Source organism: Terrabacter sp. C0L_2 (assembly GCF_036352015.1).
Taxonomy (GTDB): domain Bacteria; phylum Actinomycetota; class Actinomycetes; order Actinomycetales; family Dermatophilaceae; genus Terrabacter; species Terrabacter tumescens.
In genome coordinates this window covers 3,973,666-3,988,793 of the sequence record NZ_CP143557.1, presented here as the reverse complement: position 1 = coordinate 3,988,793, position 15,128 = coordinate 3,973,666, and the positions used below count along the sequence as shown (strand labels likewise).

At 71.8% G+C, this 15,128-nt stretch carries 13 protein-coding genes; 11 read left to right on the top strand and 2 right to left on the bottom strand.

Annotation, left to right across the window (positions count from 1 at the left end; translation table 11 throughout):
• Positions 1-281 precede the first annotated feature (281 nt).
• From ileS to U5C87_RS18525, 11 genes are all read left to right on the top strand, one after another.
• Entirely contained in the window at positions 282-3,566 is a 3,285-nt protein-coding gene (ileS, locus tag U5C87_RS18575; protein WP_330473962.1) for an isoleucine--tRNA ligase, read from the top strand.
• Entirely contained in the window at positions 3,563-4,129 is a 567-nt protein-coding gene (locus tag U5C87_RS18570; protein WP_330473961.1) for a GNAT family N-acetyltransferase, read from the top strand. Before ileS ends, U5C87_RS18570 begins: the two co-directional genes overlap by 4 nt.
• Positions 4,126-5,517 (top strand): bifunctional folylpolyglutamate synthase/dihydrofolate synthase, encoded by a 1,392-nt coding sequence (locus U5C87_RS18565; RefSeq protein ID WP_330473960.1) that lies wholly within the window; start codon positions 4,126-4,128, stop codon positions 5,515-5,517. The genes U5C87_RS18570 and U5C87_RS18565 overlap by 4 nt, the downstream gene beginning before the upstream one ends.
• 51 nt (positions 5,518-5,568) lie before the next feature.
• Entirely contained in the window at positions 5,569-6,012 is a 444-nt protein-coding gene (locus tag U5C87_RS18560; RefSeq protein WP_330473959.1) for a hypothetical protein, read from the top strand.
• Between the two features lie 79 nt (positions 6,013-6,091).
• The gene (locus U5C87_RS18555) at positions 6,092-6,532 is read left to right on the top strand and encodes a DUF4233 domain-containing protein (RefSeq protein ID WP_330473958.1); all 441 of its coding nucleotides are present in this window, start codon (positions 6,092-6,094) and stop codon (positions 6,530-6,532) included.
• Positions 6,529-6,957 carry a nucleoside-diphosphate kinase gene (ndk, locus tag U5C87_RS18550; RefSeq protein WP_030146561.1) on the top strand — a complete coding sequence of 143 codons (429 nt, stop codon included), beginning with the start codon at positions 6,529-6,531 and terminating at the stop codon, positions 6,955-6,957. The genes U5C87_RS18555 and ndk overlap by 4 nt, the downstream gene beginning before the upstream one ends.
• Before the next feature lie 18 nt (positions 6,958-6,975).
• Positions 6,976-8,010 carry a rod shape-determining protein gene (locus tag U5C87_RS18545; RefSeq protein ID WP_443082075.1) on the top strand — a complete coding sequence of 345 codons (1,035 nt, stop codon included), beginning with the start codon at positions 6,976-6,978 and terminating at the stop codon, positions 8,008-8,010.
• A 4-nt stretch (positions 8,011-8,014) separates the two neighbouring features.
• A complete protein-coding gene (mreC, locus tag U5C87_RS18540; RefSeq protein ID WP_330473957.1) occupies positions 8,015-8,887 on the top strand; it encodes a rod shape-determining protein MreC in 873 nt (290 codons plus the stop codon).
• Positions 8,884-9,384, top strand: coding sequence for a rod shape-determining protein MreD (gene mreD / locus U5C87_RS18535; RefSeq protein WP_330473956.1), 501 nt, complete (start codon positions 8,884-8,886; stop codon positions 9,382-9,384). The genes mreC and mreD overlap by 4 nt, the downstream gene beginning before the upstream one ends.
• A 23-nt stretch (positions 9,385-9,407) precedes the next feature.
• Positions 9,408-11,417: a penicillin-binding protein 2 gene (gene mrdA, locus U5C87_RS18530; RefSeq protein ID WP_330473955.1), complete on the top strand. Its 2,010-nt coding sequence runs from the start codon at positions 9,408-9,410 to the stop codon at positions 11,415-11,417.
• Between the two features lie 73 nt (positions 11,418-11,490).
• Positions 11,491-12,627: an FUSC family protein gene (locus U5C87_RS18525; RefSeq protein ID WP_330473954.1), complete on the top strand. Its 1,137-nt coding sequence runs from the start codon at positions 11,491-11,493 to the stop codon at positions 12,625-12,627.
• A 331-nt stretch (positions 12,628-12,958) separates the two neighbouring features.
• Here the strand turns inward: U5C87_RS18525 and mctP are convergent, their stop codons facing one another.
• Positions 12,959-14,653, bottom strand: a complete 1,695-nt coding sequence (gene mctP / locus U5C87_RS18520) for a monocarboxylate uptake permease MctP (protein WP_330473953.1) — start codon at positions 14,651-14,653, stop codon at positions 12,959-12,961.
• On the bottom strand, positions 14,650-14,958 hold the full coding sequence (locus U5C87_RS18515) for a DUF3311 domain-containing protein (RefSeq protein WP_330473952.1): 309 nt from the start codon (positions 14,956-14,958) through the stop codon (positions 14,650-14,652). Before U5C87_RS18515 ends, mctP begins: the two co-directional genes overlap by 4 nt.
• Positions 14,959-15,128: the final 170 nt, after the last annotated feature.

The window sequence follows — 15,128 nt, the reverse complement described above, 5'->3', positions numbered from 1 at the left end:
TCGCTCGGCCGGTCCGGCGACGCGGGCAGGCTAGACTGGCGCGCACAGGCGTTCGAGCCGTCATCAGCGGCGAGCCTCCGGAAGAACAGGGCGCAAGCCCCCACTAGACCCGGACGGGTGGGCCCGTCACAGCCTTCGACAAGAGCGGCCGTATGCCGTCTGCCCGAGCGGGTGGGCAGCGTGCGGCAAGCGGGGTGGTACCGCGGCAGCCTCCGGCAGGAGACGTCGTCCTCGTGGCAGGGACGAGTGACCAACAGACGCGAACGCAGGAGACCACGAGCATGACCTACCCCAGGGTCACCACGAACGACGACGGCGCGCCCACGACGGGCGTCACCTCCAACCCACGCTTCCCCGAGATCGAGCAGCGGGTCCTGAAGTACTGGGACGAGGACGGCACGTTCATCGCGTCGGTCGAGGGCCGCGACGCCGGGACCGACGGCGACAACGAGTTCGTCTTCTACGACGGCCCGCCCTTCGCCAACGGCCTGCCGCACTACGGCCACCTGCTCACCGGCTACGTCAAGGACATCGTCCCGCGCTACCAGACGATGCGCGGCAAGCGTGTCGAGCGCCGCTTCGGCTGGGACACCCACGGCCTGCCCGCCGAGCTCGAGGCGCAGCGCCAGCTCGGCCTCAAGACGAAGCAGGACATCGTCGAGCTCGGCATCGACCGCTTCAACGACGCCTGCCGCAGCTCGGTGCTCAAGTACACCGGCGAGTGGCGCGACTACGTGACGCGGCAGGCGCGGTGGGTCGACTTCGACCACGACTACAAGACGCTCGAGCCGGACTACATGGAGTCGGTCATCTGGGCGTTCAAGCAGCTGCACGACAAGGGCCTCGTCTACGAGGGCTTCCGGGTGCTGCCGTACTGCTGGAACGACCAGACGCCCCTGTCCAACCACGAGCTGCGCATGGACGACGACGTCTACAAGATGCGTCAGGACCCGGCCGTCACCATCGGCCTGCGTCTCGAGACCGGCGAGCTCGCCCTCGTCTGGACGACGACCCCGTGGACCCTGCCGGCCAACCTCGGCATCATGGTCGGCCCCGACATCGACTACGTCGTCGTCGAGTCCGACGTCACCGGCACGACGGAGCGCTACGTCATCGGCGAGGCCCGCCTCGCGGCCTACGCCAAGGACCTCTTCGGCCCCGACGTCGACCAGAGCACGCTCGACCAGCGGATCCTCGAGCGCCTCAAGGGCTCCGACCTGCTCGGCCGTTCGTTCACGCCGCCGTTCTCCTACTACCGGGGGCACGAGCGCGCGCACTTCGTCTTCCCGGCCGACTTCGTCACCACCGAGGACGGCACCGGGCTCGTCCACACGGCGGGCGCGTTCGGTGAGGAGGACAAGATCGTCACCGACGCGGCCGGCATCGAGCCGGTCGTGCCCGTCGGCGCCGACGGCCGCTTCCTCTGGCCCGTGACGGACTACGAGGGCATGCACGTCTTCGACGCCAACGCCCACATCATCGACCACCTCAAGGCCGCCACCCGCGGCGAGGGCGAGACCGGTTCGGTCACGGCCGGCACGGTGCTGCTGCGCCGCGAGACCTACGACCACAGCTACCCGCACTGCTGGCGCTGCCGCGAGCCCCTCATCTACATGGCCGTCTCGTCGTGGTTCGTCGAGGTGACGAAGATCAAGGAGCGGATGCTCGAGCTCAACCAGGAGATCGAGTGGACGCCCTCGCACATCAAGGACGGCCAGTTCGGCAAGTGGCTCGCCAACGCGCGCGACTGGTCGATCTCGCGCAACCGCTTCTGGGGCAGCCCGATCCCCGTGTGGAAGTCCGACAACCCGGAGTTCCCGCGTCTCGACGTCTACGGCTCGTTCGAGGAGCTCGAGCGTGACTTCGGCGTCGAGGTCAAGGACCTGCACCGGCCCTTCATCGACAGCCTGACCCGTCCCAACCCCGACGACCCGTCGGGGAAGTCGACGATGCGCCGGGTCGAGGACGTCCTCGACGTGTGGTTCGACTCGGGCTCGATGAGCTTCGCGCAGGTGCACTACCCGTTCGAGAACGCCGAGTGGTTCGAGCACCACTTCCCGGGCGACTTCATCGTCGAGTACATCGGGCAGACCCGCGGCTGGTTCTACACGCTGCACATCCTCGCCACGGCGCTGTTCGACCGTCCTGCGTTCAAGACGTGCGTCAGCCACGGCATCGTCCTGGGCTCGGACGGGCAGAAGATGAGCAAGTCCCTGCGCAACTACCCGGACGTGCGCGAGGTCTTCGACCGCGACGGCGCCGACGCCATGCGGTGGTTCCTCATGAGCAGCCCGATCCTACGCGGCGGCAACCTCATCGTCACCGAGCAGGGCATCCGCGACGGCGTGCGCCAGGTGATGATCCCGCTGTGGAACGCGTGGTCCTTCTTCTCGCTCTACGCCAACACGGCGCGGGGCGGCGAGGGCTACGAGGCCAAGCGCTCCACCGCGTCCACCGACGTGCTCGACCGCTACCTGCTCGCCAAGCTGCGTGAGTTCGTCGGCGCCATGACCGAGCAGCTCGACGCCTACGAGATCGCAGCGGCCTGCGACACGATGCGCGGCTTCCTCGACGTGCTGACCAACTGGTACATCCGCCGGTCGCGCGACCGGTTCTGGGGCGGCGAGACCGACGAGTCGCTCGCAGCCTTCGACACGCTCTGGACGGCGCTCGAGACGGTCACGCGCGCCACGGCGCCCCTGCTGCCGCTCGTCACCGAGGAGATCTGGCGCGGCCTGACGGGCGGGCGCTCGGTGCACCTCGCCGACTACCCGACGGTCGACGACCTCCCGGCCGACCACGAGCTCGTCGTCGCGATGGACCGTGCCCGCGAGGTCTGCTCGACGGGCTCCAGCCTGCGCAAGGCCCGCGGGCTGCGCGCCCGCCTGCCGCTCGCCGAGCTGACGGTCGTGGCTGCCGATCCGGCCGCCCTCGAGCCGTTCCGCGCGATCATCCAGGACGAGCTCAACGTCAAGGCGCTGACCCTCGTCGACGTCGCCACCGCCAGCGAGTCCGACTTCGGGGTCAGCCAGCGCCTGACGGTCAACGCCCGCGCGGCCGGCCCGCGCCTGGGCAAGGACGTGCAGCGCGCCATCAAGGGCAGCAAGTCCGGCGACTGGAGCGTCGACGCCGACGGCACCGTGACCGCCGGGGGTCTCGCCCTCGTCGAGGGCGAGTACGCCCTCGAGACGGTCGTGGCCGGCGACGCCGCCGAGTCCGGTGCCACGGCGATGCTGCCGTCCGGCGGGTTCGTCGTGCTCGACACCACGGTGACCCCTGCGCTGGCCTCCGAGGGCCTGGCCCGCGACCTCGTCCGTGCCGTCCAGCAGGCGCGGCGCGACACCGGCCTGCACGTCAGCGACCGGATCAGCCTGACGGTCCAGGGCGGCGCCGAGGTCTTCGAGGCCACGGTGACCCACCGCGACCTCATCGTGGGGGAGACGCTCGCGACGCAGTTCGCTGCCGCGGGTCCCGACCACGCCCTGCCCGACGGGCTGCCGGGCACCCCGACCGACGTCGTCGTCGGCGACAACCACCCCGCGACCATCCTCGTGGTCAAGCGATGATCGCCGCGAACCGCGAGCACGACCTGGAGGGCGCCGACGTGAGCACCACCGAACCCGACCCGACCGACGGGGTCGCCGTCCGCGGCGCCGTCGGCGACGACCTCACGGGCATCCTGTCCGTCGGGCACCGCACCTGGCTCGCGACCTACGAGCCGATCGCCGGTCCGGAGTACGTCGCCATGGGCCTCGCCAAGTGGTGGACGAGCGACGTGGTCACCGATGCCATCCGCAAGGGGCGCACCCTCGTGGCCGTCGACGGGGACGACGTGGTCGGCGTCGCGACCTTCGGCCCGCAGGACGACGCCTTCGTGCTGTGGAAGCTCTACGTCCTGCCCGGGCACCACGGCCGCGGCATCGGCTCCCGGCTCATGGAGGCCGTCGTCGAGCGGGCGCTCGAGAGCGAGCACCCGCGCATCACGCTGTCCTACCTCGAGGGCAACCAGCAGGCCGCCCGCTTCTACGCCAGGCACGGCTTCGTCGAGACGCACCGCGAGACGCCGGGGTCCGGCCTGCCCGAGAGCGTGTGGATGGCCCGCGACCTGAAGGCAGGTGACTCCGCATGAGCGGCCGCCCCGACGCCGCCGCCCTGGAGGCTGCGCGCAACCTCGAGGAGATGAAGCGGATGCGCGAGATCGAGGAGGAGATCCTCGCCCGCGCGCCCGAGAACGACATCGGCCCGTCGCTCGACCGCATCCGTGCGGTCATGGAGCTCGCGGGCGACCCGCAGCGGACCTACCCCTCGATCCACCTCACCGGCACCAACGGCAAGACGTCGACCAGCCGGATGATCGACGCGATCCTGCGCGAGAGCGGTCTGTCCACCGGACGCTTCACCTCGCCGCACCTGCACGACATCAGGGAGCGGATCACCCTGTCGGGCAAGCCGATCCCGCGCGAGAAGTTCATCGCCGCCTACGACGAGGTGGCTCCGCTCATCGAGCTCGTCGACGCCCGCTCCCTCGAGTCGGGCGGGCGCAGGATGAACTTCTTCGAGGTGCTCGTCGCGCTCGCCTACGCCGCGTTCGCCGACGCCCCCGTCGACGTCGCCATCATCGAGGTCGGGCTCGGCGGCTCGTGGGACGCGACCAACGTCATCGACGCGCAGGTCGCCGTCGTGACGCCCGTCGACCTCGACCACACGCACCTGCTCGGTGACGACGTCGTCTCCATCGCGGAGGAGAAGAGCGGCATCATCAAGGCCGACTCCGTGACCGTCTCGGGCGTCCAGGACGAGGACGTCGCACGCGTGCTCCTCGACCGCGTCGAGGAGGTCGGGGGTGCGCGGATCGTCTTCGAGGGCAACGACTTCGGCGTCCTCGCACGCGAGGTCGCCATCGGTGGCCAGCAGGTCTCCGTCCGCGGCCTGGCGGGGGAGTATGCCGACCTCTTCCTCCCGCTCCACGGCGCGCACCAGGCGAGCAACCTCGCGACCGCCGTCGCCGCGGTGGAGGCCTTCGTGGGAGGCGGTGACCAGCGCATCGAGCAGGACGTGCTGGCGGCCGCCGTCGCGTCGATGACCTCACCGGGGCGCCTCGAGATCGTCCGCCGGTCGCCGACCGTCCTCGTCGACGCGGCCCACAACCCCCACGGTGCCCGATCGCTCGTCGCAGCGATCGAGGAGGCGTTCGCGTTCACCCGCCTCGTCGGCCTCGTCGGCATCGTCGCCGACAAGGACGCCGCCGGGATGCTCGAGGTGCTGGAGCCTGCGCTCGACCACATCGTCGTCACGCGCAGCTCGTCACCGCGCGCGATGCGCCCGGACGACCTCGGCAAGCTCGCGGTCGAGATCTTCGGCGAGTCCCGGGTGACCGTGGTCCGCGACCTGCCTGACGCGCTCGAGGAGGCCGTGACGCTGGCCGAGTCGGAGGGCATGGGGGGCGGCGTCATCGCCACCGGGTCGGTCATCACCGCCGGCGAGGTCCGCATGCTGCTCGGCCTCACCGACGTCTGAGCACCGTCTGTCGGCTCGGTCACCGTCCGTCCTCGACCTAGGCTGGGAGCCATGAACCCCGGAAAGATCGTCCTCGTCGCGATCGTCGTCGTCGTGCTCGTCGTCATCTGGGGGCGGGTCATGGGCCGCAAGGACCCCGACCGCGAGCTCGTGGGTCTCACCGACGCCGTCCGCGCCAAGGTGAGCCGGGAGATCAGCGCCGGCCACAAGATCAACGCGATCAAGATCTACCGCGAGGCGACCGGCGCGCCCCTCGCCGACGCCAAGCGCGCCGTCGACGCCTGGTTCGTGCCGGGACAGGGGCCCGGGGTGCGGGACGCGGCAGCGTCCTACACCGAGGGTCGCCTCACCGACGAGGGCCGCGCCCGCATCAGCGAGCTGATCCTCGCCGGGCGGCGTGAGGACGCGATGAGCCTCTACGCCGAGGCGACGGGCGCGAGCCAGTCCGAGGCCCAGGCCATCATCCGCACGTGGGACACCAGCCAGCACTACTGAGGCCCCACGACGGGGCGACCACCCACCACCACTCGTCCACCACGACAGAGCCGCACGACAGCCGAGGCGACCACACCCCATGCGTTCGATCATCTTCTACGGACAGACCGGCAAGTTCACCTTCCGCATGCTCGCGACGGTGCTGGGCGGCCAGTCCATCTGCATCCTGCTCGGCGCCCTCGTCGCCCGCGCCATCGCGGCGACCGACGAGGGCAGCCGGTCGAGCACGGCATACCTCGTCGTCGGTCTCGGCCTCGGAGCGCTGTGCATCGTGGCCGCGGGGCTCATGCGCCGGCCCTGGGGCCTGACCCTGGGCTGGGTCGTGCAGGCCCTCACCCTGCTCAGCGCTCTCGTCGTGCCGATGATGCTCGTCGTCGGTCTCTTCTTCCTCGCACTCTGGGTCACCTGCCTCGTCAAGGGCGCCCAGGTCGACCGCGAGATGGCCCGTCGCGAGGCGGCCGCGGGCGCTGGTGAAGCGGGCGCGGGCAGCGACGACACGGCCGATAGGGTGGACGGGTGACCACCGAACGCTCCCTCGTCCTCGTCAAGCCCGACGGTTTCCAGCGCGGCCTCACCGGTGAGGTGCTGCGTCGCATCGAGGGGAAGGGCTACCGCCTCGTGGCCCTCTCCGTGCTGACGCCCACCCGTGAGCAGCTCGCGGCCCACTACGCCGAGCACGAGGGCAAGCCCTTCTACGAGCCCCTCGTCGAGTTCATGAGCTCCGGCCCCGTCACGGCGGTCGTCATCGAGGGCCAGGACAGCGTCAAGGGCTTCCGCAGCCTGGCCGGCGCTACCAACCCGACCGACGCCGCCCCAGGCACCATCCGCGGCGACCTCGGCCGCGACTGGGGCACCAAGGTCCAGCAGAACATCGTCCACGGATCGGACTCCCACGAGTCCGCCACACGCGAGATCGGCATCTGGTTCCCCGATCTCGAGGGCTGATCGGGGCACAATCTCGGCATGACCTCCCGACCGTGGCTGCGCCCCCTCGGGCGTGACCTCGCGGTCGACCTCGGCACGGCCAACACGCTGATCCACGCGCGGGGGCGCGGGGTGGTCATCGAGGAGCCGTCGGTCGTGGCGGTCGAGGTCGGCACCGGGCGTCTCGTCGCGGCCGGCAGCCGCGCCAAGGAGATGCTCGGCCGGGCGCCCGGCACCATCCGGGCCGTGCGTCCCCTGCGCGACGGCGTCGTCTCGGACGCCGACGAGACCGAGCGCATGCTGCGCTGGTTCATCGACCAGGTGCGCACGTCGCGCCTCGTGCGCCCGCGCATGGTGCTCTGCGTCCCCAGCGAGGTGACGGGGGTCGAGCGCCGGGCCCTCGAGGACGCCGCCACGCGGTGCGGCGCCCGACGCGTCTACATGATCGAGGAGCCGATGGCGGCCGCCATCGGTGCGGGGCTGCCCGTCTACGAGACGGCGGCGAGCATGGTCGTCGACATCGGCGGCGGCACCACGGACGTCGCGGTCATCAGCCTCGGGGGCATCGTCACGTCGAGCTCGCTGCGCATCGCCGGCGACGAGATCGACGAGGCCCTCGTCAGCCACGTCAAGAGCGAGTACTCCCTCCTGCTCGGCGAGCGCAGCGCCGAGGACATCAAGGTCGCGGTCGGCTCGGTGTTCCCGCTCCGTGAGGAGCTGACCACCCGGGTGCGTGGGCGTGATCTCGTCACGGGCCTGCCCAAGACGGTGCAGGTGAGCTCGGTCGAGGTGCGCCGCGCCATCGAGACCCCGGTGCTCCAGATCATCGAGCTCGTGCGGGCCACGCTCGACGTCTGCCCGCCCGAGCTCGCCGGCGACATCCTCGACCGCGGCATCACGCTGACCGGCGGGGGAGCGCTGCTGAGGGGCCTCGACGAGCGAATGCGGCACGAGCTCGGGGTGCCCGTCCAGGTCGCCGAGGACCCGCTGCGGGCCGTGGCCCGTGGCGCCGGCAGGTGCGTCGACGACTTCGACAGCCTCGAGCGCGTCCTCGTCGGGGACCACCGCCTCTAGCCGCATGCAGCCCGCCGCCCGCCGCCGTCTCCTCGTCGTCCTCGCCTCGCTGACCCTCGCGCTCCTCGTCGCCGACCTCGCCGGCTGGGCCGGCGCCGACCGGGTGCGCAACGTCGGAGGGCTCGTGCTCGGTCCCGTCCAGCGGGCCCTGTCGGGAGCGCCGCGCGACGAGCTCGCCGCGGTCCGGGCCGAGAACGTCAGGCTGCGCGCCGTCGCGGCGGAGCAGCAGCACCGGCTCGACGAGCTCGGCCGCCTCGAGGAGCTCCTCGGCTCGGCCGCGACGACGGGCCGCACGCTCGTCCCCGCCCGCGTCGTCGCCACCGACGTCAGCCCGCTCGGAGGCCGAAGCGTGACGATCGACGTCGGCTCGAACGACGGCGTCCGGCCGGACTCGACGGTCGTGGCCGCCGACGGCCTCGTCGGCCGCGTCACCGCCGTGTCGCCGTGGACGGCCGACGTGCAGGTCCTCGGCAGCGCCGGGTCCGTCGTGGCCGTGCGGGTCGGGCCGGCCGGCACGCTCGCCACCGTGTCGCCGCCGGCAGCAGGCGACTCCGAGTCCCGCCCGCGTGGCTCGCTCCGGCTCACCGGTGTCGTCCCCGCGACCCCGGTGGTGGGTGACGTCGTGCGCACCCTCGGCAGCGTCGACGAGACCCCGTATGCCGCGGGCATCGTCGTCGGCACCGTGACCGCTGTCGACCCCGACCGGGGGCAGCTGACCCGCAGCGCGACGGTGCGACCCGCCATCGACGTCGACGCGATCGACGTCGTCGGCGTCCTCCTGCCGACCGCGCGCAGCACGACCCGCCCGACCACCCGCCCGACCACCCGCCCGACCACCCAGGCGACCACGGGGCTGACGACCGGAGCCCCTCGGTGAGGCCGACGCTGCTGGGGCTGCTTCGGACGGCATACGTGCTCGTCGCGGCACTGCTCGTGGCGACCCTGCTGCCGCGTCTCGGGGTCCCCCCGCGGTGGGTGCCGGACCTCGTGCTCGTCGGCGTCGTCGCCACCGCCGTGCTCCGCGGGCCCGTCCACGGCGCCCTCGTGGGGCTGCTCGCCGGCTGGGTCGTCGAGCTCGTGCCGCCGGTCGGCAGCCCGCTCGGACTGACCGCTCTCGTCATGATGGTCGCCGGGTTCGTGGCCGGCTTCTTCCGTCGCACCTCGTCTCGGTCGCGGCTGCGTGCCCCCGTCGCGCTGCTCGTTGCGGGCGTCGTGGTGCTCGCCGGACGTCTGGCCGCAGCGGTCGTCGGCGACGGCAGCGTCGAGCTCGTCGAGGGCCTGTGGCGGCTCGGCGTGACCGTCGCCCTCGGCGCGCTGCTGCTCCCGGCCTTCCTCGCGCTCGACCGCGCCCTCGTGCGCCGGCGGCTCGGATGAGCACGCGGCCCCGAGGTGGTCGCGTGCGGAGCCTGCGCCCTCGCCGGCGCCGGGTGGGCGTGGCGGGGGTGGTGCTCGTCCTGCTCGTCACGCTCTTCGGTCTGCTGCTCGGCCGGCTCGGTCAGCTCCAGCTCGTCCAAGGACCCCAGCTGGCCCGGGCGGCCGTCACCGTCAACACCCGCACCGTCACCGAGCAGGCCCTGCGTGGTCGCATCCTCGACCGCACGGGTGCACCCCTCGTCGACAACACGTTCGACACCGTCGTGACGGTGCAGCGCTCGGTGCTCGTCAGCGCGGACGACGGCGGCCGGGACCTCGTGACCCGTGTCGCCACCGCGCTGGGCCTGCCCTTCGAGCGGCTCTGGGGCAAGACTATGCTGTGCGGCACCCAGGGGGCGCCGGCAGCGCCGGCCTGCTTCAACGGATCGCCCTACGTCCCGATCCCGGTCGCCACCGATGTCGACGCCCGACGGGCGCTGACCCTGCTCGAGCAGCCGGAGAAGTTCCCCGGCGTCGGCGTCTTGGCCGCGCCGGCCCGCTCCTACCCGCGGCCCGCCGGCGCGCTCGCACCACACGTGCTCGGCTGGGTCGCCCGGGCGTCCGCGGACGAGGTGACCGGCAGCGACGGGCGCATCGGCGCCGAGGACGCCGTCGGACGCTCCGGGCTAGAGGCCCAGTACGACGGCGTGCTGCGGGGGACCAACGGCGCCACCGTGGTCGCCATCGACCCGCGGGGCATCGTCACGAGCACCGTCAGCTCCACCCCGCCGGTCCCCGGACGCGACGTCGTGACCCACCTCGACTCCCGGCTGCAGGCCCGCACCGAGGCCGCGCTGTCGCGCGCTGTCGCGTCGGCGCGATCGCAGAAGCTGCGTGCCGACACCGGAGCTGCCGTCGTCCTCGACGTGACCAACGGCGCCGTCGTCGCGGCGGCGAGCTACCCCTCCTACGACCCCGACGTCTTCTCCGGCGGCATCAGCAGCACCGACCTCGCGCGCCTCGACGACGAACGGTCGGGCACCCCGCTGCGCTCGCGCCTGACGGCAGAGGCCTTCCCGCCGGCGTCGACGTTCAAGGTCATCTCGGTTCCCGCGGCCGTCAATGCCGGTGCCGCCCTCAGGGGGACCTACGACTGCTCGCCGAACCTCTCCGTCGGGGGCCGCCTCTTCAACAACTACGAGTCGCGCGGCTACGGACCGATCGACCTGCACAAGGCCCTCGTCGTCTCGTGCGACACCGTCTTCTACCGCCTCGCGTATGCCGCGTGGCTCGAGCAGGGCGGTCTCGCAGCTCCCGTGACGGCCGCCGACCCGTTCGTGTCGATGGCCAAGGCGTTCGGGCTCGGGCAGCGCACGGGGATCGACCTGCCCGGCGAGGCCGCGGGCCGCGTCCCCGACCGCGCGTGGAAGGAGCAGTACTGGGCAGCGACGCGGAGCGAGACGTGCAAGCGGGCGGCCTCGGGCTACCCCGAGATCGCCCGCACCGACCGGGCGCGGGCCGACTACCTCAAGCGCCTCGCGGCCGAGAACTGCACCGCCGGCTACCAGTACCGCGCCGGCGACGCCGTGAACTTCTCCATCGGCCAGGGCGACACGGCGGTCACGATCCTGCAGATGGCAGGCGTCTACGCCGCGATCGCCAACGGCGGCACCCTGTGGCAGCCCCAGCTGGCCTCCGCGTACCGCTCGCCGTCCGGCACGACCGCGATCCCGCCGAAGCGCGTCGGCACGGTGCCCCTGCGACCCGACGTCGCGGCCTACGTCCGAGCAGCGCTCGCCGACGTGACGCGGCCCGGTGGCTCGGCGGGCACGGCCTTCAAGGGATTCCCGCAGGACCGCTACCCCGTCGCGGGCAAGACAGGCACCGGTGAGGTGTTCGGCAAGCAGGCGACCGCGTGGTTCGCGGGCTACGGTCCGACGACGAAGCCGAAGTATGCCGTCGTGGTCGTCGTCGGGCAGGGCGGCTCCGGCTCGAAGGTGGCCGCCCCTGCCGTCCGGCAGATCTTCGATGCCATCCTTGCCCTGGGCCTGTAGCCCGCCCGAACCACCGGCCGACCCACGCCCGCACCCGACCGCACCCGACCGCACCCGACCGAGAGGCGCCTTCGTGGACTACTACCTGAAGAGCGACGCCCCGGTCGTCGAGGCGCTCGACCGCGCGTGGGACCGCAGTCGGCTCAGCGTCCGCACCCGGCTCGACCGACTGCGCTCGCGCGGCTTCCTGCTCGTCCAGTGCGCCGTCGCGGCGGGCGTCGCCTGGTGGGTCGCGACGGACGTCTTCCGCCACCCGTCGCCGTTCTTCGCGCCGATCGTCGCCGTCGTCTGCCTCGGGATGTCCTACGGGCAGCGGCTGCGCCGCGTCTTCGAGGTCGCCATCGGGGTCGCCGTCGGCGTCTTCACCGCCGACGTCTTCGTGCACGTCGCCGGCAGCGGTCCGTGGCAGATCTCCGCGGTGGTCCTCGTGTCGATGGCGATCGCGACGCTCCTCGACGGCAGCGCGGTCATCGTCACGCAGTCAGCCGTGCAGGGCATCGTCATCGCCGCCCTCGTCGCGAGCCCCGGACAGGCCTTCGGCCGCTGGACCGACGCCCTCATCGGTGGCGGCATCGCGCTCATCGCGGCCACGGTCGTGCCCCAGGCGCCCCTGCGCCGGCCCCGGGTCGCGGCCGCCGAGGCCGTGCGCAAGATCGGGGAGCTGCTGCGGCGGGCGGCCGCCAGTGCCCGGGACGGCGACGTCGAGGGCGCGGCCGAGGTCCTCGCGTCGGCGCGCGGCACCGAGTCGCTGCTGCGCGAGCTGAGGTCGGCCGCCGACGAAGGGCTGTCGGTCATCTCGTCGTCGCCGTTCAAGCGGCACCACGGCCCCGGAGTGCGCAAGATGGTCGACCTCGTCGAGCCGCTCGACCGTGCCATGCGCAGCACCCGGGTGCTCGTGCGTCGGGTCACCGTCGCCGTCGGTCGCGGCGAGCCCCTGCCACCCGGCTACGGGACGCTCCTGATCGAGCTGGCCGACGCCACCGACGTCATCGGGCGCGCACTGTCCGAGAACGCGTCGCCCGAGATCGGGCGCCCGGCACTGCTCACCGTCGCGGCCGCGACGGGGGAGGTGCCGCGCACCCCGAGCCTCGCGACGGAGACCGTGCTCGCCCAGGTGCGCTCGACGCTCGTCGACCTGCTCCAGGTCACCGGCCTCGACGTCGACCAGGCCATCGCAGCCCTGCCACCCGAACGCCCCCGCGACGCCTGACCCGCAGCCCCCGCTCACCCCCTGACCACTCGAGTGGCCCCGTCGTCACACCCTCCGACCGCCGCCTCCCGTCGAGTGGCCCCGCTGTCACAGAGGCAGGTATGGGCCAGGTGAGGTTGCGGAGCCACTCGACGGGGGAGAGCCGGGCAGGGATGGGGCAGGTGAGGTTGCGGGGCCACTCGACGGGGGAGGGCCGGGCAGGGATGGGGCGCGTGGGGCCACGGGGCCACTCGAGTGAAGCGGGGGAGTCGGGAGGGCAGGCGGGGACGCGCGCAGGGCCGGGTCCTCGCGGACCCGGCCCTGCGGCATACCTGCTCGGTCGACGCGGCGACTAGGCCGACGGCGTCGTCTCGTGCGGACCCACGGCGAGCTTCTCGACGCGCGGGTCACCGGCGTCGGCGAAGTAGTCGGCCGGGATCGTCTCGTCCTTGCCCTCCGGCGCCTTGGCCGCGCGCAGGACGAGAGTCAGGACGGCGGCGACGATCACGTTGGCGGCGAAGGCCGTCACCGCGATGTAGCCGAGCTGGCCGATGACCGGGATGTTGGCCACGGACCCCGCGAACGGCGCCCCCGTCGCCTTGTTGGTCACGTTGTACGCGGCGAGCGTGCCGTAGACCATGCCGACGGCCCAGCCAGCGAGCAGCGCCCACCGGTGGAACCAGCGCGTGTAGAGGTAGAACACCAGCGACGGGAACGTCTGCAGGATCCAGATGCCGCCGAGGAGCTGGAAGTTGATCGCGTTGCTCTTGTCGAGCGTCAGCACGAAGATCAGCGCGAAGCCCTTGACGACGAGCGAGGTGATCTTGCTGACCTTGGCCTCCTGCTGCACCGTCGCGTCGGGCTTGAGCCACGCCTTGTAGATGTTGCGCGTGAAGGTGTTGGCCGCGGCGATCGACATGATCGCGGCCGGCACGAGCGCGCCGATCGCGATGGCGGCGAAGGCGACTCCCGCGAACCACGCGGGGAACATGTCCTCGAAGAGCTGCGGGATGACGAGCTGGCCGTTGACCTTGCCGTCGAGACCGACCGGCTTGGTGCCGGCCGCGATCGCGACCCAGCCGAGGAGTGCGAGCAGCCCGAGCAGGAAGGAGTATGCCGGCAGGATCGAGGCGTTCTTGCGGATCGTGTTGCGGTTCTTGGCCGACAGCGTCGCCGTGACCGAGTGGGGGTACATGAACAGCGCCATCGCCGAGCCGAGGGCGAGCGTCGCATAGGCCCAGTACGCCTTGGGTCCGGGGATGAAGACGTTCGGGTTGCCCGTGGCCGCGTTGGTCGTCGTCTTCATCTTCTCCTCGGCCGCGTCGAAGACGTGACCCCAGCCGCCGACCTTCGAGGGCAGGTAGATGACGGCGACGATGATGACGATGTAGATGAGGATGTCCTTGACGAACGCGATGATCGCCGGCGCCCGCAGACCCGAGGTGTAGGTGTAGAGCGCGAGGACGAGGAACGCGATGAAGAGCGGCAGGTCCTTGGCGACCCAGTTGCCGCCACCGCCGACGCCTGCCACCTCGAGGACGGCCTGGATGCCGACGAGCTGCAGGGCGATGTAGGGCATCGTCGCGAGGAAGCCGGTGACCGCGACGGCCAGGGACAGGCCGCGCGAGCCCGACCGGCCGTGGACGAAGTCCGCCGGCGTGACGTAGCCGTGGCGGTGCGAGACCGACCACAGACGCGACATGAAGATGAAGATGATCGGGTAGAGGATGATCGTGTACGGCACGGCGAAGAAGCCGTTGACGGCGCCGAAGGCCCACATCGCCGCGGGCACCGCGACGAACGTGTAGGCCGTGTAGAGGTCGCCGCCGAGCAGGAACCACGTGATCCAGGTGCCGAACGAGCGGCCGCCGAGGCCCCACTCCTCGAGGCTCTCCATGCTCGTCGGGCGACGCCAGCGCGCGGCCCAGAAGCCGGCCGCCGCGACGACGACGAAGAAGAAGATGAGCACGGTCAGGGCGACGCCGTTGACGCCGCCGGTGTCGGCGGCCGGGGCGAGTGCTGCCACTGCAGGGGCGCTGGCGGTCATCGGGTGCCGTCCTCTCGGGGCGCGTCGTCGGCGTCGAGGTAGGCGTCACCCTCGGGGTTCATCGGCACGTGCGGTCGCGCCTTGAGGACGATGCGGTAGGCGGAGTAGGTCAGCGCCGAGCAGATGACGACCCAGAGGAACTGGTACCAGATGAAGAAGGGGAATCCGCCGAGTCGCGGCTCGTCCTTGGCGTAGGTGCCGACGAGGAGCAGGGCGACGATGGGGATGGCGAGGAGCACGCCGGCAAGGGCGAGCATGCCCTTGTTCGCCGGCGGCGCCTCGTGGCGGTGCGGAGTGGTGCTCACGCTGGTGACCTCCGTTGGTCGGGCCGGACAGTTCGGCCGTGCGTCGCGGAAACTTACTCCCGTGGCCGTGCGTGATGTGGTCTGCGACACCGTCAATTGCGCAGTTCTGTGCAGATCGTGATGTGGGGGCGGACGCCGTCTCGGCTGCTGCGCGCGCACGGATAGGGTGT

Bases quoted from the DNA above. Each gene is read 5' to 3' on its own strand.
- U5C87_RS18570 (WP_330473961.1), top strand. From the start codon at position 3,563: ATGATCGCCGCGAACCGCGAGCACGACCTGGAGGGCGCCGACGTGAGC.
- mreC (WP_330473957.1), top strand. From the start codon at position 8,015: ATGCAGCCCGCCGCCCGCCGCCGTCTCCTCGTCGTCCTCGCCTCGCTG.
- U5C87_RS18565 (WP_330473960.1), top strand. From the start codon at position 4,126: ATGAGCGGCCGCCCCGACGCCGCCGCCCTGGAGGCTGCGCGCAACCTC.
- U5C87_RS18560 (WP_330473959.1), top strand. From the start codon at position 5,569: ATGAACCCCGGAAAGATCGTCCTCGTCGCGATCGTCGTCGTCGTGCTC.
- U5C87_RS18555 (WP_330473958.1), top strand. From the start codon at position 6,092: ATGCGTTCGATCATCTTCTACGGACAGACCGGCAAGTTCACCTTCCGC.
- U5C87_RS18545 (WP_443082075.1), top strand. From the start codon at position 6,976: ATGACCTCCCGACCGTGGCTGCGCCCCCTCGGGCGTGACCTCGCGGTC.
- mctP (WP_330473953.1), bottom strand. From the start codon at position 14,653: ATGACCGCCAGCGCCCCTGCAGTGGCAGCACTCGCCCCGGCCGCCGAC.
- ileS (WP_330473962.1), top strand. From the start codon at position 282: ATGACCTACCCCAGGGTCACCACGAACGACGACGGCGCGCCCACGACG.